Origin of the sequence: Mariniflexile maritimum (genome assembly GCF_009746565.1) — a bacterium.
Taxonomy (GTDB): Bacteria; Bacteroidota; Bacteroidia; order Flavobacteriales; family Flavobacteriaceae; genus Mariniflexile; species Mariniflexile maritimum.
The window spans coordinates 437579-460973 of sequence record NZ_WRPN01000001.1 but is presented as its reverse complement, the minus strand read 5'-3'; the positions used below and the strand labels follow the sequence as shown (position 1 = coordinate 460973).

Genomic DNA, 23395 nt, shown 5'->3' with positions numbered 1-23395 from the left:
AAAGACTGGTTTTTCCTAACTTTGTCAGTCATTTATATACCGAAACTGGTATTAAAAAAAAGTCTTTGAAGATTTAAAACAAAAACACACTTAATATGAGCAAAACATTGTTTGACAAAGTATGGGATTCGCATGTTGTAAGGAAAATTGAAGGAGGCCCCGATGTATTCTTTATCGACCGCCATTTTATCCATGAAGTTACTAGCCCCGTAGCTTTTCTTGGTTTAAAAAGCCGCGGTTTAAAAGTTTTATATCCTGAGCGTACCTTTGCGACAGCCGACCATAACACACCAACAATCAACCAACATTTACCTGTTGAAGACCCCCTTTCAGCAAACCAATTAAAAGCCTTAGAGGATAACTCGGCAGAATACGGCATAAGCCACTGGGGGCTTGGACATAAAAAAAACGGTATCGTACACGTTGTAGGGCCAGAAAATGGCATAACCTTTCCGGGGGCTACCATCGTTTGTGGCGATTCGCACACATCAACACATGGTGCTTTTGGTGCTATTGCGTTTGGTATTGGCACTTCAGAAGTTGAAATGGTGCTATCAACACAATGCATCATGCAGCCAAAACCTAAAAAAATGCGCATTAACATCAATGGTGCGCTAGGAAAAGGGGTAACGCCAAAAGATGTGGCTTTATATATTATTTCGCAATTAACTACCTCTGGAGCAACCGGTTATTTTGTGGAATATGCTGGTGATGTATTTGAAAAGATGACCATGGAAGGCCGCATGACGGTTTGCAACCTATCAATCGAGATGGGCGCACGTGGGGGCATGATTGCACCCGATGAAACGACGTTTGCTTACTTAAAAGATAAACCATTATCACCCAAAGGCGCAGATTGGGATAAGGCTGTTGCACACTGGAAAACATTGAAAACCGATGCCGATGCAACATTCGACAAAGAATTAACTTTTTCTGCTAGTGATATTGAACCCATGATTACCTACGGAACCAATCCGGGTATGGGCATGGGTATTTCTAAAAACATTCCAAATGCCGAAGCGGTTGAAGGTGGCGTTGCTACCTACAAAAAGTCTTTAGAGTATATGGGCTACAACGAAAATGATGCGATGATTGGTAAAAAAATCGATTATGTATTTTTAGGAAGTTGTACCAATGGTAGGATTGAAGATTTTAGGGCCTTTGCCTCTATAGTTAAAGGAAAGAAAAAAGCAGACCATGTTACCGCCTGGTTAGTGCCTGGGTCGCACGAAGTGGAAGCATTAATTAAAGAAGAAGGCATTTTAGACATCCTTACAGAGGCAGGATTTGTTTTGAGACAACCGGGTTGTTCAGCCTGTTTAGCCATGAACGATGATAAAGTGCCTGCTGGAAAATATGCGGTAAGTACCTCAAACAGAAACTTTGAAGGGCGCCAAGGCCCCGGATCAAGAACCTTGTTGGCAAGCCCGTTGGTAGCAGCGGCAGCGGCTGTAACAGGTGTGGTTACAGACCCTAGAACTCTTTTGTAATTAACAATTAATAATGAATAGTTAAAAATTTAAAGTAAAGATTTCCAAACTTTCAACTTTCAACTTTTAACTTTTAACTTAAAACAATGGCATACGATAAATTTAACATACTAAAAAGCACCGCGGTTCCCTTACCATTAGAAAATGTGGATACCGATCAAATTATACCGGCACGTTTCCTAAAAGCAACCAAGCGTGAAGGTTTTGGCGATAACTTATTCCGCGATTGGCGGTATAATAATGATAACACACCAAAAGAAAGTTTTGTGTTGAACAACCCCATTTACTCTGGAAAAATATTGGTAGGAGGCAAAAACTTCGGTTCGGGTTCTTCAAGAGAGCACGCTGCTTGGGCCGTTTACGATTATGGTTTCCGATGTGTTGTATCTAGTTTTTTTGCTGATATTTTCAGAAATAACTGTTTGAACGTGGGTGTTTTACCTGTTCAGGTTTCAGCTGAATTTTCAGAAAAAATATTCAACGCTATTTACGACGATCCGAATACGGAAATTGAAGTCAATCTTCCAAATCAAACCATTACCATCCTTTCCACAGGGGCACAAGAATCTTTTGAAATCAATAGTTACAAAAAAGAAAACATGCTGAATGGTTTTGATGATATTGATTATTTGCAAAACATAAAAGGAGAGATAGAAACCTTTGCAGAAGGCTTGTTGTTATAAAAGTAAAGTTCATGTAGTTTTACTTGAATTAAAAACTTAAACCCTGCAAGGTCTTATTTTGACCTTGTAGGTTTATTAATAATTAAAAGCACCAACCTAAAAGGTTTTAAAAACCTGCAGGTTGCAAACAATTTATCAATCGAATTTAGATTATAAATGGCACCAAAAAAAATTGAAATAATGGATACCACATTGCGCGATGGTGAACAAACCTCGGGCGTGTCGTTTTCTGCCTCTGAAAAATTAACTATTGCCAAACTTTTACTGGAAGAACTAAAAGTGGACCGTATTGAAATTGCCTCGGCACGCGTGTCGGAAGGGGAGTTTCAAGCTGTAAAAAATGTTACAAACTGGGCCAAGGCAAGTGGTTATTTGCACAAAGTTGAAGTATTGACCTTTGTTGATGAAGGTGTTTCTATTGATTGGATGCTTGAAACCGGTGCCAAGGTGCAAAACCTGCTTACAAAAGGTTCATTAAACCATTTAACCTACCAGCTTAAAAAAACATCTAATCAGCACTTTAAGGAAGTAGCCAACACTATTGATTTGGCTAAAGAAAAAGGTATTGAAACCAACGTATATTTAGAGGATTGGAGCAATGGCATGCGAAATTCAAAAGACTATGTGTTCGCGTTTTTGGCGTTTTTGGCTACCCAACCTATTAAACGCATCATGCTGCCGGATACCTTGGGCATATTAACCCCCACAGAATCTTATGATTTTGTAAAGGAAATTAAGGACATGTACCCAAACATCCATTTCGATTTTCACGCACATAACGATTATGATTTGGGTGTGGCCAATGCCATTTCCGGATTGAAAGCAGGTGCCGATGGTTTGCATTTAACCGTCAATGGTATGGGCGAGCGTGCCGGAAACGCCCCTATGGCAAGCACCGTAGCCGTTATTAACGATTTTATGCCCAACTATAAAATAGGGGTTAATGAAAAGGTTTTATATACGGTAAGCAAACTGGTTGAAAACTTTTCTGGTATTATGATTCCCGCCAACAAACCTATTATTGGGGCCAATGTTTTTACGCAAACTGCTGGTATCCATGCTGATGGCGACAATAAGAAGAACCTGTATTTTAGCGATTTAATGCCCGAACGCTTTGGCAGGACCCGCGTGTATGCCTTGGGAAAAGCGTCTGGAAAAGCCAACATTCAAAAGAATTTACAGGAATTAGGACTTCAGCTTAACGATGAGGATTTAAAAAAAGTGACCCAACGCATCATAGAACTGGGCGATAAAAAAGAGGTGGTTACCAAAGAAGATTTACCATACATCATTTCCGATGTGCTGGACAGTTATTCGTATGAGGAAAAAGTAAAAGTGAATTCTTATGTGCTTACCCACGCAAAAGGTTTGAAGCCTTCTACCACCATTTCAATTACCATTAAGGGCGAAACTTATGAGGAAAATGCCCGAGGCGATGGCCAATTTGATGCCTTTATGAACGCACTTCGAAGCATTTACCGTAATAAAAAAATGATTTTGCCCGATTTAATTGATTATGCAGTGCGCATACCCCCGGGGAGCCATTCGGATGCTTTGTGTGAAACCATCATCACTTGGAAGAGTCCGGGAAAAGAGTTTAAAACACGCGGTTTAGATTCCGACCAAACAGTTTCGGCCATCAAAGCCACCGAAAAAATGTTGAATATAATTACCAATTGAAAGTATAAACAATGGCGATGTTTTCAGGATTTTAAGTTCAGAAATCAAAATTTGTACGCGTTAATAAAATGATATTTAAAACATAAAGACTAAATACTATATAATAAATGAAATTTAATATTGCACTTTTAGCCGGAGATGGCATAGGGCCTGAAGTAATTGATCAAGCAGTAAAAGTAAGTGATGCTGTTGCTAAAAAATTCGGACATGAAATAACCTGGAAACCGGCTTTAACCGGTGCCGCAGCCATTGATGCTGTGGGCGAGCCATATCCCGATTCGACCCACGAAGTTTGTTTGGCTTCGGATGCGGTTTTGTTTGGGGCCATTGGCCATCCAAAATACGACAATGATCCGTCGGCACCCGTACGTCCGGAACAAGGTTTGCTTAAAATGCGGAAAAAATTAGGTCTGTTTGCCAACGTGCGCCCAACCTTCACCTTTCCATCGTTATTAGATAAATCGCCTTTAAAAAAAGAGCGTATTGAAGGGACCGATCTGGTGTTTTTACGCGAATTAACTGGTGGTATCTACTTTGGTGAAAAAGGTAGAAGAGATGGTGGTGAAACCGCGTTTGATAATTGTGTTTACACGAGAGCAGAAGTGCAGCGTTTGGCTAAAAAAGGTTTTGAGTTGGCCATGGCACGTAGTAAAAAACTATGCTGTGTTGATAAGGCAAACGTATTAGAAACATCTCGTTTATGGAGGGAAACTGTGCAAGCCATGGAAAAGGATTATCCAGAAGTAACGGTTTCTTATGAATTTGTTGATGCCGTAGCAATGCGTTTGGTACAATGGCCAAATAGCTATGATGTGTTAATTACCGAAAACTTATTCGGTGATATTTTAACCGATGAAGCCTCGGTAATCTCAGGTTCTATGGGTTTAATGCCATCGGCTTCCGTAGGAACGGAGAATCAATTGTTCGAACCTATCCACGGGTCGTATCCGCAAGCAACTGGTTTAAACATTGCCAACCCCATGGCCACTGTATTATCTGCAGCCATGATGTTTGAAATGGCTTTTGGCCTGCACGAAGAAGGGAAAGCTATTAGAAATGCCGTAAACAAGGCATTGGCAGAAGGCATTGTAACCGAGGATTTGGCCGATGGCGGAAAAGCTTACGGTACCAAAGAAGTAGGGGATTGGTTGGCTGCCAATATTTAAGAGTTACTACGGAAAGATTAATTTTTTAGACACGGATTTCACGGATTGGCACAGAATTAATCCGTGAAATCCGTGTTTCTTTTTTTGTTAATTGGTTTATTCTTTAATGAAATTTGCGCCACTTGGCAACTCAAAAACCTCCAATCCAAAATAAGGAAGTGCCGCAATAAGATGATCGAAGATATCAGACATGATATACTCATAATTTTCCCAACGTTTATCACTACTAAACGCGTAAATTTCCATTGGGATGCCTTGTGTGGTGGGAGCCAATTGTCGCGCCATAATCATCATATCTTTATTAATGGCCGAATGTTTTTTTAGGTACACGTCAATATATTTTCTAAATACGCCCAAATTGGTTAGGTTTCTTCCGTTCAGCAATAATTCCTTGTTTATCTGGTGGGCTTCATTATACGACTTAATATCTTGTTGTCTTGTTTTTAAATAACTGTTTATAAGCTGAATACCCATAAGTTCTTCAACTTCTTGTTCAGACAAATATTTCACACCGCTTTGTTTAATAAATAACGCCCGTTTGATGCGTCTGCCTTCAGAATTTGTCATTCCGCGCCAATTTTTAAACGAATCGGAAATAAGCGCGTATGTTGGTATGGTAGTAATGGTTTTGTCGAAATTTTGAACTTTTACGGTGGCCAAATTTATTTCGATCACGTCGCCATCGGCACCATATTTTTCAAAGGTAATCCAATCGCCAATGCGTACCATATCGTTTATGGAAACTTGAATACTGGCTACAAAGCCTAAAATGGTATCCTTAAAAATTAAGATAATAATGGCCGATGCAGCACCCAATCCTGTAATAAAGTTAATAAAGGGGATGCGGGTTATAATGGCAATGGCAGAAAACACTCCAAATACCCATGCAAAAATCATGAATACCTGTATGTAACTATCTATGGGCTTATCCCTAAAATTGGCTAGTGTTTTAAAATAATCTTTTAGGGAGTGTAACACACTGCGCACTATCCATAAAGTTAAAACAATGGCAAAAACTTTTAAACCACGCTCAAAAAACACCGCAAGACTTTGAAAGTCATTAAAAATAAGGGCATTAAACTCTAAAGCAATCAATAAGGGAATGATGTGCGCAATATTTCTGGGCACTTTGTTTTTTACCAAAAAATCGTCAAAATTTGTTTTGGAACGCGATGCAAACTGCGAAAAAATACCAATCAATACTTTTCTAATAATAAAATCGATGCAAAATATAACGATCAGCAAAACAAGGGCCAACACCACCATATTGAGGTAGGTCGCCACATCATCTGATATGCCTAGACTAATAAAATAATCGTATATAACATGTTTAGCACGATTCATTAGCCAACGTTTTTTTCAAATACTTTCTGTCAACATAAAAAGTGCCGAACGGTATAATGGAAGCCAATAAAACAACTGAAAATTGTTTAGGATCCCAGCGTAATTCCTTTTTAATCATAAATGCCAAAACAATATACCCAATAAAAAGCAGGCCATGGGGCATACCCAATAATTTTACATACGAAGGGTCGTTCAACAAATATTTAATGGGAGTTGCAATAAACAACAGTAAAATATACGAAACCCCTTCCAAAAAGGCGGTGATGCGAAAGATGTTTAAAAATGAAACCATACGATATAGTACTAAAAAAATTAAAATGTTACAAGCGTATTAAAAAACATGGAAAATAACCAAACCATAAATCAAAAACCGAAGCAGCCGCAACGACCCATATAAAACCACATTTTTAAACGGAAACTGAATGATACCGGCAGCCAAACATGAAATTGAAAAGGGTAGTGGCAATAGTGCGCCCACAACAATTAAGAAACCGCCCCATTTTCGAGCGTTTTTTAGTTGCTTTGCCATTTTAACCTCCATATAACGATGTACAGAAGGTATTTTTGTAATAATGTGCCCAATATAATAAGTTAGCAAACCACCAAAATAGGACAAAAAGGCCAAAATAGTAAGGAACAACCATGGATGTTCCATATTTCCGGACCAAGCGATGAAAATCTCGGGAGGCACCAAACCTAATAAGGTCTCCGAAACAAAAAAGAACAGCAGCACGCCATATATAGGCAATGTTTGCGTAAAACGTACCAAGGCCGCATTGATATCAACAAAATGGTTTATCGTAAATATTGCAATAAGCACGATCACAACAAGCGGTATGGCTTTTTTCACGGCTTGCCAAACAAAACTATAAAACCCAGTATAACTATAATACTGATGATATAATTTCAAACGCGATTTCTCAGTTTTAGGTTTCGATTTAGGCTTCATTGAACATACATTGCAAAAAGACTGCAAATATAGGGCTTCCTTAAATAGAGAGCACATTTTAAAATACTATTTAAAAGAACTTTAACAGTTTAATATTTAAACAATTATTTTGGGTATTTAGATGATTTATATCATTTTTTTTATGGATAATAGGCACTAGCTTTAGTTTCTTGAACCACTAAACTATAACCAGATGAAAGTATTTGACGAAAAACACATCAAAAATATCGTGTTGGTAGGGGCACACCACAGCGGCAAAACAACCCTATCTGAAACCATGTTGTTTGAAGCCGGTTTAATAAACAGACGCGGCACGGTTGAAACCTACAACACCGTTTCAGATTACCAAGACATCGAACACGAAAGAAACACCTCCATATACGCCACTCCCTTACACACCGAGTGGCGTAATTATAAAATAAACATAATAGACACCCCAGGTTTCGACGATTTTATAGGTGAAATTATCTCGTCCATAAGCGTTGCAGATACCGTAGTAGCAGTGGTAAATGGAAGACATGGGGTAGAGGTAGGTACCGAAATTATATGGAGCTATATTGATAAATACCGAAAAGCGACCCTTTTTGTGATAAACCAAATAGACCACCCAAACTTAAAGTTTGATGAAAGCTATAAAGGCATCAATGCGTTGGTAAACAATCATGCCGTGAAAATCCAATATCCAGTAAAAATTGATGGTGAACAGGGTATCATAGATGTTTTAAAAATGAAGCTTTATAAGTTTAAACCCGAAGGCGGCAAGCCTGAAAAGTTAACCATACCCAAAGAGCATGCGGAACTTGCCAATAAACTTCATAATGAATTGATTGAAAAAGCTGCTGAAAATGACGATGAACTATTAGAACTGTTCTTTGAAAAAGGCACCCTCAACGAAGAAGAAATGCGCAAAGGCATCAAAGCAGGCATGCTCAACCACGAGTTGTTCCCCGTATTTTGTGTATCTGCCCTAAACGACATGGGTACCGGCAGACTGATGGGGTTTATTGATAATTTAGCACCCGCAGCGGCCGATTTAAAACCCGAACTTACCTTGGAAGGGCAGGAGCTTTACCCTAAAAAGGAAGAACCTACCAGCCTGTTTGTGTTTAAAACCCTCTATCAACCTAATTTAGGGCAAATAACCTTTTTTAAAGTGAAATCGGGCGAATTAAACATAAACGACAAGCTTACCAATTCCAGAACGGGCGAAGTGGAAACCATCAACCAATTATTCATTATGGATGGAAAAGACAGGAACCCTGTTACTACGTTGGCGGTTGGTGATATTGGCGCCACTTTAAAACTAAAATATACCGAAACCAACGATACGCTTTACAGCGGAAAAGAAGTTATTACCTTAAAAGGAATTAACTATCCAGAACCCAGAATTACCAAAACAGTAAGTACGGTTTCTGCCAAGGAAGATGAAAAATTAAGTGATGCCTTAAAGAAAATACGAAGTCAAGACCCTACCGTGGTGCTCTCGTTTTCAAAAGAAACCAAAGAACAATTATTAGGTTGCCAAGGCGAGCTGCACCTAGCAACCATTGATTGGACGCTAAAAAACACCTATGGTGTAGAAACAAAATTTGAAAAACCCAAAACGGCTTACCGCGAAACCATACAAAAAGCCGCCACGGCAAGTTATAGACATAAAAAACAATCGGGTGGTGCGGGTCAATTTGCCGAAGTGCACCTAAAAATAGAACCCTGGTTTGAGGGCATGCACGAGCCCGAAGGCTTTAACATACGCGGTAAAGACGTGATAAATTTAGAATGGGGCGGCACCTTGGTATTCTATAACTGTATTGTTGGCGGCGTTATTGATGCGCGGTATTTGCCAAGTGTTTTAAAAGGTGTTTTAGAAGTTATGGAATCGGGTCCCTTAACCAATTCCTATATGCGCGATGTGCGCGTTATGGTGTATGATGGCAAGATGCACCCCGTGGATTCCAACGATATTTCCTTTAAAATAGCGGCAGCCCACGCGTTTAAAGAAGCCTTTTTGAATGCCAACCCAAAACTTTTAGAGCCTGTAAATGAAGTGATTGTAAAAGTGCCCGAAGATATGGTGGGCAACGTTATGACCGATTTACAATCCAGACGTTCCGTAATTCAAGGGTTTGAAACAGGCGAAAATTGTCAGGTTTTAAAGTGCCAGATACCTGTGGCGGAATTGTTCGGGTACTCCAGCGATTTGCGCAGTTTAACCCAGGGAAAGGCCACGTTTCAGTCGAAATTCCTGTGCTACGAACCGGTGCCGGCAAACATTCAAAGCGTAATAGCAGACACAAATTAATCATCTTTAAATCATAATAGTATGCAGACTAAAGTATTGTATTTAACCGACCTAAAATTTAATTTAGAAACTTGGAAGCGTGAACTCCGATTCCATTTTAATGAAATGGACACCTTTCAGGAAAAACTAGAAGAAATTGCCGAACGAGAGCACGGGCCCGATGCCTTAGTGCCTTTAGAGGCTTTCCAAAATCGCATTATGCTTGAAAAAAGTGCCATTTCCAAACTGCTCCACCGTATAAGAAGTAAAATGAGCAACCTGCATAAAACCAATCTTAACGATACCCAAAATGGTAGGTTGCAAAATGAACATTATCCTTTAAAAGAAGATATGCGCACCTATATTAAGCTGCATTATGAATTTAAGGAAGAAATTATGGATTATTTTTCAAAATGGCTGTGATTTTTTATTTACGTCATGGCGAGAAATCAGGCTTCATTTGAATCGAATACTATTTAATAACATTATGCTGAAGCTTTTGGAAAACAAACTAAAGTAAGATGGTTTGTTGCCCGCTATGACGTAAATATTTTTGGTTTGTTGCGACCGAAAAGGGGATATAGATTCTATTGATAGCAATTATAGGAAATGAAATTTAAAACCTTTAAATATAATGGTTTACAAATATTCTATTTTACATAATATAAATTATAGTACATATTATGGCGTTTTAGTTTTCAATATTAAAAATCAAATTATAACTATAAATTACTTTCATAATCCAGACTACTATTATTTAGAATACGAACAATTAAAACCAAATAATCGACGAAATGCTTAAAAAAATATTTTTTTTTAAGAAATCTATATTAGTACAAAGATGTATTTGTATGTAGTATTTTATTTATTATATTTGCTCCATAATTTATTTTTACAGATTAAATGTGTATTTCAGCCTTTTAAAATGCATTTAAACGATAGATAGAATTTTAAGCCTATGCTTGTTAATATTACAATTTTAATAGTTTCATTAGTGGTTCTTAACTTGTTATTGCTAAAGTTTAGTTGTAACAAAACCGTAAAACAACAAAAACCATCAACAACGCCCGTGGTGCTTAAACCACAGCCTACCATTCAATTGGCGACTGAGCCACTTGCTCCAACAGGAAGTTAGCTTTGCTAAAGTGTTTATTGCCAAACCAATAACCCCTATTGGCGCTTAATGGCGATGGATGTCCTGAAGTTAAAATACGATGTTTAACAGAGTCTATCAATATGGCCTTTTGTTTTGCATAACCGCCCCAAAGTAAAAATACCACATGTTCTTTTTTATCGCTTATAAGTTTAATTACGGCATTGGTAAAAACCTCCCAGCCTTTGTTTTGATGGCTACCCGCTTGATGCGCCCTTACCGTTAAGGTAGCATTTAGCAAAAGCACGCCTTGATGCGCCCAACGTGTTAAATTACCGCTTTCTGGATAAGGAATGCCTAAATCGGTTTCAATCTCCTTAAAAATATTGATCAAGGAAGGTGGATGCTTTGTTCCATCGTTTACCGAAAAGCACAAACCATGTGCCTGTCCGTAATCATGATAGGGATCCTGGCCTATAATTACTACTTTCACCGCATCAAATGGGCAGGAATTAAATGCATTGAATATTTGATTCCCCTTAGGAAAACACGTGTGCACTGCATATTCTTTCTTAACAAATTCAATTAAATTTTTAAAATAGGTTTTTTCAAATTCTGGTTCCAACAAAGGTTTCCAACTTTCCTGTATAGCAACATTCATAAATATTATTCTTTAATCGAATAAAAATAATACTATCTTTAATCTTACTAAAATTTTTTACGATTGAAAAAAATAAAATTCCCAACCGCCCAAACCATATTGCTCATTATTGCTGGCTTAGTGGCCTTATTAACTTGGTTTGTTCCTTCTGGAAAGTTTGATTCCTTAACTTATAATAAAACAGAAAATAACTTTACCCGAACCGGTATAAACAAAACCGAAATCTTACCGGCAACCCAACAAACCTTAGATGCCCTTCATATTAAAATTCCGGTTGAAAAATTTACAAATGGCGATATTTGGAAGCCCATTAGCATTCCAAACACTTACCATAAGGTTACCGCAAAACCACAGGGGCTTGTGGCGTTTTTGCAAGCGCCCATTAAAGGGATTATTGAAGCTGCTGATATTATTTTTCTGGTACTTTTTATTGGTGGACTTATTGGTATTATGAACTACACAGGTGCTTTTGATGCTGGTATTTCGTGGTTGGCGCAAACGTTAAAAGGTAAGGAATTCCTTTTGATTATTCTGGTAACCCTGTTAATTGCCATTGGTGGTACTACCTTTGGTCTGGCCGAGGAAACCATTGCTTTTTATCCTATTTTAATCCCTATTTTTCTAGCGGCAAAATATGATGCCATGGTGGCCTTGGCCTGCATTTATATAGGTTCTTCCATAGGTTCAATGTGTTCTACTACCAATCCTTTTAGTGCCATTATAGCATCTGATGCAGCGGGAATAAATTGGACTACCGGGTTAACGGGCCGTTTCATCATGCTCATTTTGGGCACTTTAATATGTATAGCTTATATTCTTAGGTATGCCCAAAAAGTAAAAAGAGCACCTTCAAAATCTATTATTTTTAGTCAAAAGGAAAGCGTTGAAGCTTTATTTGGCACAACTACCAATGCTACCATCCATCTATCGACCCGTTTACGCCTGATCCTTTTTGTTTTTGCCATGTGCTTTGTTGTAATGATTTATGGCGTTTCGCAACTGGAATGGTGGTTTTTGGAAATGACCGTGGTGTTTTTTGTTGGTGCCATTATTATTGGAATACTTGGCAAAATAAACGAATACACATTTGTTGATGTTTTTGTGAAAGGGGCCAGCGAACTTCTTGGGGTGGCCATCATTATAGGCATTGCACGTGGTGTAACCGTTTTAATGAACGACGGACAAATAAGCGATACCATGCTGTATTACGCAAGTAACGCAACCAGCGGCATGAACAAGGGCATTTTTATTAACGCCATGCTTTATATATATGCGGGTCTGTCGTTTTTTATACCGTCATCATCTGGTATGGCGGTTTTAACCATGCCTATCATGTCACCTTTGGCCGATGGTGTGGGTGTTGGCAGGGAAGCAATTGTGAACGCTTACCAATATGGCATGGGCCTGTTTGCATTTATTAGTCCTACCGGATTGATTTTAGCATCGTTGGCAATTGTGAAGGTTGGCTATGATAAATGGTTGAAATTTGTAATGCCACTTGTTATCATTTTAACCATATTTACGATGCTGATGCTAACCCTTTCGGTTTATTTTTAATTTATTTTATAGGCAACCACTTTGTTGCCAAAAAACGTGGGCACCAAAAGGATGTTTTTTTCTTGAACGATGCCAATATCGGCCGTATTTAATTTTTCTTCCTTGGTATCCAAAATCAATTTTGCCGCCTCGCCTTTTGAATTTTTTTCCACAAAATATATTTCACCTTTCCATGCTGAGATAATATAGCCCTCATTTATAGCTACTATTCCATCGCCACTTAAAATTCCTGTTGCTAACATGGTCGTTTGTTTCGTATTTTTATCAATGGAAATAAAATCGCCTTTACTTGAAGAAACAACCAACACCCGGTTTTTTTCTATGAAAATACCATTGGGGTTGATGCCCTTTAGTTCCATCCATAAGGAAACCACTCCATCGTGTAGTTTATAAATTTTATCGTCCCTAGAATCGGTTACATATACATCGCCATTGGTATCAATAGCTACATCATTTAAAAAAACAGCATTAGGAACCTCGTATTTTTTTTCAACTTGGCCTGTTTTCCTGTTAATTTTAACAATCGCATCAATATCGGCAACATACAGGTTATCATTAAAAAAATCAACACCTTTGGGCGCATCGATGCCCGTTGTCCAATTTTGGTTTATAATGTTTCCATCTAAATTTAGAATGGACATCGTTCCGTCGCCATCCTTCGAGTTTGTTGGTACACCACCAATATTTGAAACATAGATAATTTTTTTGGCGGCATCATATCGAACGGCCTCACAGGTTTTAAGCAAGGTATCGGTTTCCCATAATTTGGTTAAGGTTACTGTGTTTTTTGTTTTTGTAACATCTTTATTTTCAACAAATTGAGTTTGCTTGCAAGCTATTTGTGCAAAAAGACTAACGATTAGAAAGAAACTAAATTTTTTCATGGAACCTATATATTAATAAACAGTTTAAGATACTATTTTTACCAACAACTCTTTCAATAAATCGCCCTGCGGCACTGCGTTCGAGCCAACGCCCTTGCTTTTAACATCAAATTCCCGGAGCACGGAAATGACCTCGCTTACTTTTTTCATGGGGTAATTTTTTGCAGCCAACACATATTCGTTTACAAAATACGGATTTACTTTTAATGCTGAAGCCACATTTCTTGGCGATTTATCGGTCAAACCATGAAACTGCAATAACTGTGAAAAAAAATTGAACAATAAGGTAACGGTTACCACCATGGGGTTGTCCTTGGGGTTTTCGGCAAAATAATTTACAATTCTAAATGCTTTAAAGGCGTTTTTTTCGCCAATGGCTTGCCGTAATTCAAAATTATTAAAGTCTTTGCTAATGCCTATGTTTTCTTCAATGTGCTCGGGCGAAATTTGTGTTCCCTTGGGCAAAATTATTTGCAGCTTATCCAATTCGTTGCTAATCTTGCTTAAATCGGTGCCTAAAAATTCCACGAGCATTTGGGCTGCTTTGGGTACAATGGTATAGTTTTTTGTTGATAATACGCGCCGAATCCAATCGGCAACCTGGTTTTCGTACAGTTTTTTGCTTTCATAAACCACCCCGTTTTTTTGAAGCGTTTTGTACAAAGCCTTGCGTTTATCGATGGTTTTATATTTGTAATTCATTACCAAGACCGTAGTTGGTTGGGGCTGTTTTGCGTAATCGGCCAGTTTTTCGATGCTGCGTGCCAAATCTTGGGCTTCCTTTACGATAATCACCTGGTGGTCGGCCATCATAGGGTAACGTTTGGCATTGCTTATTATGTCTTCAACCGTTACATCACGTCCGTAAAGCACCATTTGGTTAAAACCCCGCTCCTCTTCGGCCAGTACATGGTCTTCAATAAACTCCGAAATCCTATCTATATAATAGGGTTCTTCACCCATTAAAAAATAAATAGGCTTTAAATGGCCGTTTTTTATATCGGTAACTATCTGTTTTACTTCGTCCAAAATTGAAAAATTCAAATTATATATTTCAAATTCCCAAAAAACAAATTATAAATTATTGTATTTTGATGCTTGAATATTGTGGTTTCTGATTTTGAAACGTAACTTTGAAAAATATAATTCTGTCGTGTGCAACAACTCAATTTTCCTAGGTTTCCGTTTCGATTCAAAAATAGCGAAAATAAAATTTCTATTTTCGATTGCATACGCAAAAAATTTGTGATTTTGCAGCCCGAAGAATGGGTTAGGCAACATTGTGTATTATATTTGATAACAGTAAAAGGCTACCCAAAATCGTTAATAAATATTGAAAAGGAGCTGATTGTAAATGGTTTAAGGAAGCGTTACGATATTGTAATTTTTAATCCCAACGGAAACATTCACTTAATTGTAGAATGTAAATCGCCCACTGTAACCATCAATCAAGATACATTCGACCAAATTGCACAGTATAACCGTAGTTTAAATGCTAATTTTTTGATGGTAACCAACGGAATAAATCATTATTATTGCCAAATGGATTTTGAAAACGAACGCTATAATTTTTTACAGGACATTCCTTTTTATAGTGAACAGTAACCGTTTTTCAGATAAACCCATAAACCCATAACCTTAAACTAATTATTGAAACTAGCAATTGTAATACTAAACTGGAACGGTAAAGCACTCTTACAACAGTTTTTACCCTCGGTCATTGCACATTCAAAAGAAGCGACCATTTATGTTGCCGATAATGCCTCAACCGATGCATCTGTCCATTTTATAAAAAATACATTTCCTTCCGTTCAACTAATTGAAAACACCGAAAATGGCGGGTATGCCAAAGGCTATAATGATGCTTTAAAACATGTGGAAGCCGATATTTTTTGTTTGTTGAACAATGATGTGGAAGTAACAAAAAACTGGCTACAACCTGTTGTTAAAACATTTCAGGAAAACCCCAATATGGCCATTATTCAACCTAAGTTACTGGATTTTAATAATAAAGATGCCTTTGAATATGCCGGGGCCGCAGGTGGCTTTATTGATAAATACGGCTACCCCTATTGTAGAGGCAGGATTTTTAATACCATTGAAAACGATTTCGGGCAGTATAACGACACCGCCGATATTTTTTGGGCATCGGGTGCGTGCTTGTTTATTAGAAGCCACGTTTTTAACCAATTAAACGGACTCGACGAAGCCTTTTTTGCACACATGGAAGAAATTGATTTATGCTGGCGCGCCAAGAATTTGGGCTATTCCAATGGGTATGTGGGCGCATCAACCATTTATCACGTGGGTGGTGCCACACTAAGCAATGCAAACCCCAAAAAAACCTTCCTTAATTTCAGGAATAGTTTATTTGCATTAACAAAAAACGCTAATGGACACATTTTTATGCTCATATTTGTACGCATGCTTTTAGATGGTGTTGCAGGTATAAAATTTTTAGTAGAACTCAAGCCGCAGCATACCCTAGCCATTATAAAAGCCCATATAAGCTATTACCAACATTTAAAATTGCTTTTAAAGAATAGAAAAAACACCAAAAACAAGATACAGTATTATCAAATCCCATCCATTGTGATGGCTTATTTTGTAAATAAAAAAACAACTTATTCGAGTTTATAAATTGTTTGCAAAAGTTTTGTTAAAATAGCGCAAATCGTCTTTTTTTAGCTACTTTTGCACATTAAAGAAGTAAAAATTAATCCTTTTATAATTATGAGAAAAATCGTATTACTTAGCGTATCCGCAATGTTTTTATTAAGTGCGTGCGTTTCAAAAAAACAATTCACAGACCTTGAGGCAAAACAAAAAGAAACCCAAGATTTGCTAAATTCTGCAACCGTAAAATTAAATGCTTGTATTGAAGACAAAGCATCGGCATCGGCAAGGGCAACTGCTTTGGAAGAACAAATAGCCGATTTAAGAAAAAACAACGATAATTTACAAATTTTATCTGCAAAAGGCGCTAGCAACATCGAAAAAACCTTAGAGAGCATCAAGGAAAAAGATATGAAAATTTCTCGTTTGCAAGATGCCCTAACTAAAAAGGATAGCATTACTTTAGCTGTTGTTACCAGTTTAAAGCGTGAAGTTGGCATTAACGACCCAGACATTGAGATCAATGTTGAAAAAGGCGTGGTATTTATTTCAATTTCAGATAAATTATTGTTCCAAAGTGGTAGCTACAATGTAACCAGCAAAGCTAAGGAAGTGCTTGCAAAAGTTGCCAAAGTAGTAAACGGCAAACCCGATTTTGAATGTATGGTTGAAGGCCATACCGATAATGTTCCTTACGCAAGTGGCGTGCTGTTGGATAACTGGGATTTGAGCGTAAAACGTTCAACTTCAATTATCAGGGTGTTGCAAACACTGGGTGTTAAACCATCGCAGTTAATTGCTGCAGGACGTGCTGATTATGTGCCATTAGTAGAAAACAATTCTGCTGAGAACAGAGCTAAAAACAGACGTACAAGAATTGTAGTACTTCCTAAAATTGATCAATTCTATGATATGGTTGAAAAAGAAATGAAAAATCTTTCAGCTAAAAACTAATTGGTTCAAAACCTTATAAAAAAAGCCCTACTGCAAAGTTGGGCTTTTTTGTTGGCTTAATTTCTTCAGAAATAAAAAGCCGACTTGTTTATTTTACGGAATGTATGTTTCCTCAGGAATTAAAGAATATCCAAACTGCCTTTCCCTTGTCGTATTACCGTAGGTTCATCTTCTGAAAGATCGATAACGGTTGAAGCTTCATTGTCGCCATAACCACCATCAATAACCAAATCGACCAAATTATCCCATTTCTCTAGGATAAGTTCCGGATCGGTAGTGTATTCAATAACTTCATCTTCATCATGGATAGACGTTGATATGATGGGGTTGCCTAGTTTTTTTACAATTTCAAGCGCAATATTGTTTGCAGGTACCCGAATACCCACCGTTTTTTTCTTCTTAAAAGGATTTGGCAACGAATTGGAACCCGGAAGAATAAAGGTGTATGGCCCTGGAAGTGCGCGTTTTAATATTTTAAACGTGGTGGTATTGATTTGTTTTACATAATCGCTAAGGTTGCTTAAATCGTGGCAAACAAATGAGAAATTCGATTTTTCCAACTTAATCCCTTTTATCAGGGCTACCCGCTCAAGCGCTTTTAAGTTGGTAATATCGCAGCCTAACCCATAAACCGTATCGGTGGGATAAATAATAAGGCCGCCACGTTTTAACACGGCCACTACCCTATCAATTTCCTTTGGATTGGGGTTTTCTTCATAAATCCTAACAAACTCAGCCATAATAAACATGTTGCTTTTACGTTTTAAAAGTAAAAATTATTTTGTTATGAAGCATCCTAAAATCATTTTCTTAGCTATAATTATATTGATTTTTAGTTTTAGTTGTTCAAATGAAACTGCCGATGACGATACAAATAACATCCTAAACCCTTCGAAATATTACGAATCACTAAACATTTCTTATGGCAATGACAGTAACCAAACTTTTGACATGTACTTGCCCGCAAAGCGAACTTCAAAAACAAAAACCCTTATTCTCGTTCATGGTGGCGGTTGGTCTGGTGGCGATAAGGCCGATATGAACCCCATAAAGGATTTGGTGAGGCAAGATTTACCAAACGTAGCTGTTATTAACATCAATTACCGGTTGGCAACCGCTAACAACAAACCTTACCCAATGCAGGTTGACGATATAACGGCGGTGATTGAGTATTTAAAATCCAATAAAACAAAATACACCATCTCCGATAATTTTGGGTTTATAGGCACCAGTGCTGGTGGGCATTTAGCGCTGTTATGGAGTTACGCTTTCGATAGTGATAAAAATATTAATATGGTATGTAGCATTGTTGGCCCTACCAATTTAACCGACCCTGCTTATTTGAATAATACATCGCCCGAACTTCAATCGCTTTTAGATTTATTTGGAGTTGATGCTTCCATACCGTTTTTGGAAGAAGTAAGTCCGTTGCACCGCGCCACCGCAAGCGCACCACCTACAATTTTATTTTATGGCGGCCAAGACCCTTTAATTCCCACAACGCAAGGCACAGCTTTAAAAGACAAACTGCAAACCCTAAACGTAACGCATCAATTTACCTTGTACCCAAATGCCGGCCATGGCTGGGTTGGATTGGAATTATTGGATACCTGGATTAAAACCAAGGCATTCATACAAGCACATTTATAATTAAAACTGTAACAAATTGCAGGTATGTTAGTCTTAGTTATATGCTAAGGTTTTATTTCAGTATATGGTGTATTATGTTCGGTGTGCATTTTTTAAGTGCTACCAATGGCATGACGCAAACCATCGTGTTTCCAAAAGCTGAAGTTATAAACGAATACACTATCCGGATTCCGTTTAAATTAGTGGATCATTTAATTGTAATTGAAGCTGAAATTTCAAACAAAAAAGGCAATTTTATTATCGATACAGGTTCAGAAACCCTTATTTTGAACAAAGTCCATTTTCCAGAATTTTACGAGCATCAAAGAAAGCAGAGCAATGCATCAGGCGTTTTGCAATCTGTTGAGAGTTCTTATGAAAAATACATAAAGGAATTTGCTTTGGAACACTTCAAAATTTATAACAAAGTATCGGATGTTATCGACCTATCGCATATAGAACATGCCAAAAAAATACAATTATTAGGCGTTATTGGGTACAATATCTTAAAAGATTACGAAATTTTCATCGACCTATATCTCAACCAAATAACCTTGTCGAAAGTAGATGCTTTTGGTGAAAAATGGGATAAAAATGTGTATCTGGAAAAAATTATAGATAGCTTAGATTTTAAATTAAAAAACCATACTATTGTAATCAATGGTACGGTTAACGACCAAAATATAACGTTTGGTTTGGATACGGCAGCCGAATTTAACCAAATAAACAAAAGCATCAACAAAAAAGTGCTCCAACAATTTAAACCAATAAAACGGTTATTGCTGTCTGGAGCGGCAAGCGATAAGAAAATTGAAGTTTTGGCAGGAAAATTGTATCGTGTTAAATTAAGTGAAACGGTTTATTTTGGCCCTATGTACACCGTAATAACCAATTTGAATAAAATGAACGAGGCTTTTGGCACCGATTTGGACGGTATTTTAGGCTACGCATTTTTTGAACAAAAAAGAACCATCATCAATTATCAAAAAAAGAAATTATATTTTATAAATTACCCGTTTAATTAACCATGTCCTATTTAAAATTACATAGTTTCCTTTTTGTTATCATAAGTTTCTTTTCTTATGCACAAAACGAGCGCTTCAAGGGTTATAAAATTGAAGGCGATACGGTTGTATTTTCTTTTGATGTACGCGACTACACAAAATTTACAAAAGAACATACTGGGCAAGTGCTTGATTTTAATGATTTTAATATAAAAAACGTGGTTGTTTCGGGCGAATTTAACAATTGGTCCAGAGATAACTGGTACATGAAAAAAATAAATGAGTATAAATATGAATTAAGAAAAAGCATCACCGATTTTAATGATGAATTTTCCTGGGAATTTAAGTTCATCATCAACAACACCTATTGGGCCGAACCTTCACGCTATGATTCGAATATTGAAAAGGCCTCCAAAAATGGATACAGACTTGGTGTTTATAATTTAAAGATGTACACCGCATACCCCAACGAAAACGGCAATGCCAGTTTTAAACTTCGTGGTTTTACCAACGCAAAAAAAGTAATAGTAACGGGTTCTTTCAATAAATGGAACGAGAAGCTGTTTTCAATGAAAAAAAACAAGGATGGTTGGGAACTTACTTTACAGATAAAACCCGGAACCTATGAATACCGCTTTATTGTAGATGGCCGGTGGATGGAAGACCCCAACAACATTCATAAAAAAAGAAATGAGTATAACGAATTCAACTCGGTTTTAGACATCCAGGAATATACCGCTTTTAAGCTAAGAGGTTATACAAACGCTAAAAAAGTGATTTTAGCAGGCTCGTTTAACAATTGGAACGAAAGCGATTTTGTAATGCAAAAAACAGATTATGGCTGGAAATATGTAGTACCATTATCGGGCGGTAAGCACCATTATAAATTTATTGTGGATGGGGAATGGATTACCGACCCCAACAATAGTGTTAAAGAATATGATGGCAACGGACACATAAATTCGGTTCGTATGATCAAGTAATCTATTTACCCTATAACTTCCAGTTTTGCAAAACGCAACAATAGTTTTTTAACACCTCCATGCTGAAAGTTTATTTCCGCTTTCACATCGGCACCTGTACCTTCTATTTTAACCACTTCGCCGGTACCAAAACGCATGTGCTTCACCACGTTTCCAACGGCCAATTTGCTATCGAACAAATTCACGTTTTCGCTACCTGATGCTGTAACAGGCTTCAGGTTTTTGGGCGTTGTTATTTGATTTTTAATAGGTTCTTCTTTTGAAGCGGGCCCTTTCTTGAATACGGCTTGTTTGGCGGGTTTAAACCTCATTGTATTTTGAGGTTCAACATCACCAAAAATATCGACATCTAGCATGGGGTTGAAACGACGTTCTTCAATGGGCGTAACAACATCCAAGTATTGGGCATCAATTTCCTCAATAAAACGGCTAGGTTCAGAATCTACCAATTTTCCCCAACGGTAACGCGACAAGGCATAGGTTAAATACGCTTGTTTTTCGGCACGTGTTAACGCAACGTAAAAAAGGCGGCGTTCTTCTTCCAGTTCACTACGTGTGCCCATACTCATGGCACTCGGGAATAAATCTTCTTCCAAACCAACTATAAATACATACGGAAACTCTAAACCCTTGGCCAAATGTATAGTCATTAATGCCACATGGTTCGGGTCGCCTTTATCGGCATCGGCATCGGTGGACAAAGCCACATCTTCCAAAAATTCGGTTAAGGATCCTGTGGTATCGGCCACTTCTTTCTGCCCTTCCACGAAATCTTTCATACCGTTTAAAAGTTCTTCAATATTTTCCATTCTGGTAACACCTTCGGGCGTTCCATCTTTTTTAAATTCGCGAATTAAACCGCTTGTCCTGGTTACGTGTTCTGCAAGCTCAAAAACATCGGCCGTTTGATTTAAAACTTGATAGCTCTCAATCATTGTTACAAAATCCTGTAATTTTGCTTTGGTACCTGAGTTGATATTTACATTCGTTTTATCAATGTGCTTCATCACTTCAAAAATAGAACGCTTGTAACTGTTGGCTGCCACAACCAATTTATCGATGGTGGTATCGCCAATGCCCCTTCCGGGGAAATTTATAACCCGTTTCAACGCTTCCTCATCGGCAGGGTTTATAACCAAGCGCAAATATGCCAGCACATCTTTTATTTCCTTACGCTGATAGAAAGATAGGCCACCATAAATGCGATACGGAATATCCCGTTTTCGCAAAGCATCCTCGATGGCACGCGATTGGGCATTGGTTCGGTACAGCACTGCAAAATCGCTGTCTTTTAATTGGTGTTGCATTTTGTTTTCCCAAATGGTGCTTGCTACAAAACGCCCTTCATCGCCATCGGTAAGCGAGCGGTTTACAATTATTTTATTGCCTTCCTCATTGGCCGTCCAAACTACTTTGTCCAATTTTGTTTGGTTTTTATCAATGATGGAGTTGGCCGCATTTACGATGTTTTTGGTCGAGCGGTAATTTTGTTCCAACCTAAAAACTTTTACATCGTCATAATCTTTCTGAAAGTTTAAAATATTGTTGATGTTGGCACCACGAAAGGCATAAATACTTTGTGCATCGTCGCCCACCACACAGATATTTTGAAATTTATCGGACAGCGCCCTAACAATTAAGTATTGCGAGTGGTTGGTATCTTGGTACTCGTCCACCAAAATATACTTAAAGCGGTTTTGGTATTTCATTAACACTTCTGGAAAACGTGTGAGCAATTCGTTGGTTTTCAATAGCAAATCGTCAAAATCCATGGCACCTGCCTTAAAACAGCGTTCTACATATTCTTTGTAAATATCGCCCAAACGGGGTCGTCTTGCCATGGTATCGGCTTCTATGAGTTCGGGATTTTGAAAATACGCGCGTACCGTTATCAAGCTGTTTTTGTAGGAAGAAATGCGGGAACGCACCTGCTTGTGCTTATAAATATCCTTATCCAAATTCATTTCCTTGATGATGGAAGCTATCAACCTATCGGAATCTTGCGTATCATAAATGGTGAAGTTTGCGGGGTAGCCCAACTTATCGGCTTCAATGCGCAGAATTTTGGCGAACACCGAGTGAAAAGTGCCCATCCACAAGTTTTTGGCTTCGCTATTTCCCACAATTTTAGCGATACGATCCTTCATTTCACGGGCCGCTTTATTGGTGAAGGTAAGCGATAAAATATTAAAAGGGTCGATGCCCTCGCTCATTAAATAGGCAATACGATAGGTTAGCACACGGGTTTTGCCCGAGCCTGCACCGGCAATTATGATCATGGGGCCATCTTTTTGGATGGTGGGCTCTAATTGCGCCTCGTTTAACTGACTTAAATACGTTTCCAATTCATTTTCATTTTACGACGTGAAAATAACCAATGTTGGGCTTATATGTGGCGCGATTTATTAATAATTATAAACATAT

Annotated in this window: 21 protein-coding genes; 13 read left to right on the top strand and 8 right to left on the bottom strand. The window is 37.8% G+C overall.

Annotated elements, in window-relative coordinates; all coding sequences use genetic code 11:
* Nucleotides 1-95 precede the first annotated feature (95 nt).
* The 4 genes from leuC to leuB all read left to right on the top strand — a co-directional run bounded on the left by leuC (nucleotide 96) and on the right by leuB (nucleotide 5019).
* The gene (gene leuC / locus GQO80_RS01980) at nucleotides 96-1490 is read left to right on the top strand and encodes a 3-isopropylmalate dehydratase large subunit (RefSeq protein ID WP_157206519.1); all 1395 of its coding nucleotides are present in this window, start codon (nucleotides 96-98) and stop codon (nucleotides 1488-1490) included.
* Nucleotides 1491-1576: 86 nt separating this feature from the next.
* Nucleotides 1577-2173, top strand: a complete 597-nt coding sequence (leuD, locus tag GQO80_RS01975) for a 3-isopropylmalate dehydratase small subunit (protein ID WP_157206518.1) — start codon at nucleotides 1577-1579, stop codon at nucleotides 2171-2173.
* A gap of 156 nt (nucleotides 2174-2329) precedes the next feature.
* Nucleotides 2330-3853 (top strand): alpha-isopropylmalate synthase regulatory domain-containing protein, encoded by a 1524-nt coding sequence (locus GQO80_RS01970; RefSeq protein WP_157206517.1) that lies wholly within the window; start codon nucleotides 2330-2332, stop codon nucleotides 3851-3853.
* A 107-nt stretch (nucleotides 3854-3960) separates the two neighbouring features.
* Nucleotides 3961-5019, top strand: coding sequence for a 3-isopropylmalate dehydrogenase (gene leuB, locus GQO80_RS01965; RefSeq protein WP_157206516.1), 1059 nt, complete (start codon nucleotides 3961-3963; stop codon nucleotides 5017-5019).
* A gap of 96 nt (nucleotides 5020-5115) precedes the next feature.
* Here the strand turns inward: leuB and GQO80_RS01960 are convergent, their stop codons facing one another.
* Genes GQO80_RS01960 through GQO80_RS01950 form a run of 3 tightly spaced genes read right to left on the bottom strand, consistent with a single transcriptional unit; the run spans nucleotide 5116 to nucleotide 7312 of the window.
* Nucleotides 5116-6363 carry a mechanosensitive ion channel family protein gene (locus GQO80_RS01960; protein WP_157206515.1) on the bottom strand — a complete coding sequence of 416 codons (1248 nt, stop codon included), beginning with the start codon at nucleotides 6361-6363 and terminating at the stop codon, nucleotides 5116-5118.
* Nucleotides 6350-6655 (bottom strand): DUF3817 domain-containing protein, encoded by a 306-nt coding sequence (locus GQO80_RS01955; RefSeq protein ID WP_157206514.1) that lies wholly within the window; start codon nucleotides 6653-6655, stop codon nucleotides 6350-6352. Before GQO80_RS01955 ends, GQO80_RS01960 begins: the two co-directional genes overlap by 14 nt.
* Before the next feature lie 39 nt (nucleotides 6656-6694).
* Entirely contained in the window at nucleotides 6695-7312 is a 618-nt protein-coding gene (locus GQO80_RS01950) for a YqaA family protein (RefSeq protein ID WP_157206513.1), read from the bottom strand.
* Between the two features lie 193 nt (nucleotides 7313-7505).
* Between GQO80_RS01950 and GQO80_RS01945 the strand changes: the two genes are divergently transcribed.
* Nucleotides 7506-9611 (top strand): elongation factor G, encoded by a 2106-nt coding sequence (locus tag GQO80_RS01945; protein WP_157206512.1) that lies wholly within the window; start codon nucleotides 7506-7508, stop codon nucleotides 9609-9611.
* Nucleotides 9612-9632: 21 nt separating this feature from the next.
* The gene (locus tag GQO80_RS01940) at nucleotides 9633-10013 is read left to right on the top strand and encodes a hypothetical protein (protein WP_157206511.1); all 381 of its coding nucleotides are present in this window, start codon (nucleotides 9633-9635) and stop codon (nucleotides 10011-10013) included.
* A 665-nt stretch (nucleotides 10014-10678) separates the two neighbouring features.
* Here the strand turns inward: GQO80_RS01940 and GQO80_RS01935 are convergent.
* Complete coding sequence (locus GQO80_RS01935) at nucleotides 10679-11344, bottom strand: uracil-DNA glycosylase (protein ID WP_157206510.1); 666 nt, start codon at nucleotides 11342-11344, stop codon at nucleotides 10679-10681.
* A gap of 63 nt (nucleotides 11345-11407) precedes the next feature.
* On the opposite strand from GQO80_RS01935, the gene GQO80_RS01930 reads away from it, so the two are divergent.
* Nucleotides 11408-12901 carry a YfcC family protein gene (locus GQO80_RS01930; RefSeq protein ID WP_157206509.1) on the top strand — a complete coding sequence of 498 codons (1494 nt, stop codon included), beginning with the start codon at nucleotides 11408-11410 and terminating at the stop codon, nucleotides 12899-12901.
* Here GQO80_RS01930 and GQO80_RS01925 read toward each other — a convergent pair.
* Nucleotides 12898-13785: an SMP-30/gluconolactonase/LRE family protein gene (locus tag GQO80_RS01925; RefSeq protein WP_157206508.1), complete on the bottom strand. Its 888-nt coding sequence runs from the start codon at nucleotides 13783-13785 to the stop codon at nucleotides 12898-12900. The two genes, GQO80_RS01930 and GQO80_RS01925, sit on opposite strands and share 4 nt — an antisense overlap.
* A 24-nt stretch (nucleotides 13786-13809) precedes the next feature.
* On the bottom strand, nucleotides 13810-14814 hold the full coding sequence (gene holA, locus GQO80_RS01920; RefSeq protein ID WP_157206809.1) for a DNA polymerase III subunit delta: 1005 nt from the start codon (nucleotides 14812-14814) through the stop codon (nucleotides 13810-13812).
* 126 nt (nucleotides 14815-14940) lie between these two features.
* On the opposite strand from holA, the gene GQO80_RS01915 reads away from it, so the two are divergent.
* The 3 genes from GQO80_RS01915 to GQO80_RS01905 all read left to right on the top strand — a co-directional run bounded on the left by GQO80_RS01915 (nucleotide 14941) and on the right by GQO80_RS01905 (nucleotide 17355).
* Nucleotides 14941-15390: a type I restriction enzyme HsdR N-terminal domain-containing protein gene (locus GQO80_RS01915; protein ID WP_157206507.1), complete on the top strand. Its 450-nt coding sequence runs from the start codon at nucleotides 14941-14943 to the stop codon at nucleotides 15388-15390.
* Nucleotides 15391-15435: 45 nt separating this feature from the next.
* A complete protein-coding gene (locus GQO80_RS01910; RefSeq protein ID WP_157206506.1) occupies nucleotides 15436-16425 on the top strand; it encodes a glycosyltransferase family 2 protein in 990 nt (329 codons plus the stop codon).
* A 93-nt stretch (nucleotides 16426-16518) separates the two neighbouring features.
* On the top strand, nucleotides 16519-17355 hold the full coding sequence (locus GQO80_RS01905; RefSeq protein WP_157206505.1) for an OmpA family protein: 837 nt from the start codon (nucleotides 16519-16521) through the stop codon (nucleotides 17353-17355).
* Nucleotides 17356-17474: 119 nt separating this feature from the next.
* Here the strand turns inward: GQO80_RS01905 and GQO80_RS01900 are convergent, their stop codons facing one another.
* Nucleotides 17475-18095, bottom strand: coding sequence for an L-threonylcarbamoyladenylate synthase (locus tag GQO80_RS01900; RefSeq protein WP_157206504.1), 621 nt, complete (start codon nucleotides 18093-18095; stop codon nucleotides 17475-17477).
* A gap of 46 nt (nucleotides 18096-18141) precedes the next feature.
* Between GQO80_RS01900 and GQO80_RS01895 the strand changes: the two genes are divergently transcribed.
* From GQO80_RS01895 to GQO80_RS01885, 3 genes are all read left to right on the top strand, one after another.
* Nucleotides 18142-19005: an alpha/beta hydrolase gene (locus GQO80_RS01895; RefSeq protein WP_157206503.1), complete on the top strand. Its 864-nt coding sequence runs from the start codon at nucleotides 18142-18144 to the stop codon at nucleotides 19003-19005.
* 74 nt (nucleotides 19006-19079) lie between these two features.
* Nucleotides 19080-20009, top strand: coding sequence for a pepsin/retropepsin-like aspartic protease family protein (locus GQO80_RS01890; RefSeq protein WP_198037713.1), 930 nt, complete (start codon nucleotides 19080-19082; stop codon nucleotides 20007-20009).
* 2 nt (nucleotides 20010-20011) lie between these two features.
* The gene (locus GQO80_RS01885) at nucleotides 20012-20971 is read left to right on the top strand and encodes a glycogen-binding domain-containing protein (protein ID WP_157206501.1); all 960 of its coding nucleotides are present in this window, start codon (nucleotides 20012-20014) and stop codon (nucleotides 20969-20971) included.
* Nucleotides 20972-20976: 5 nt separating this feature from the next.
* Here the strand turns inward: GQO80_RS01885 and GQO80_RS01880 are convergent, their stop codons facing one another.
* Entirely contained in the window at nucleotides 20977-23316 is a 2340-nt protein-coding gene (locus GQO80_RS01880; protein ID WP_157206500.1) for an ATP-dependent helicase, read from the bottom strand.
* Nucleotides 23317-23395: the final 79 nt, after the last annotated feature.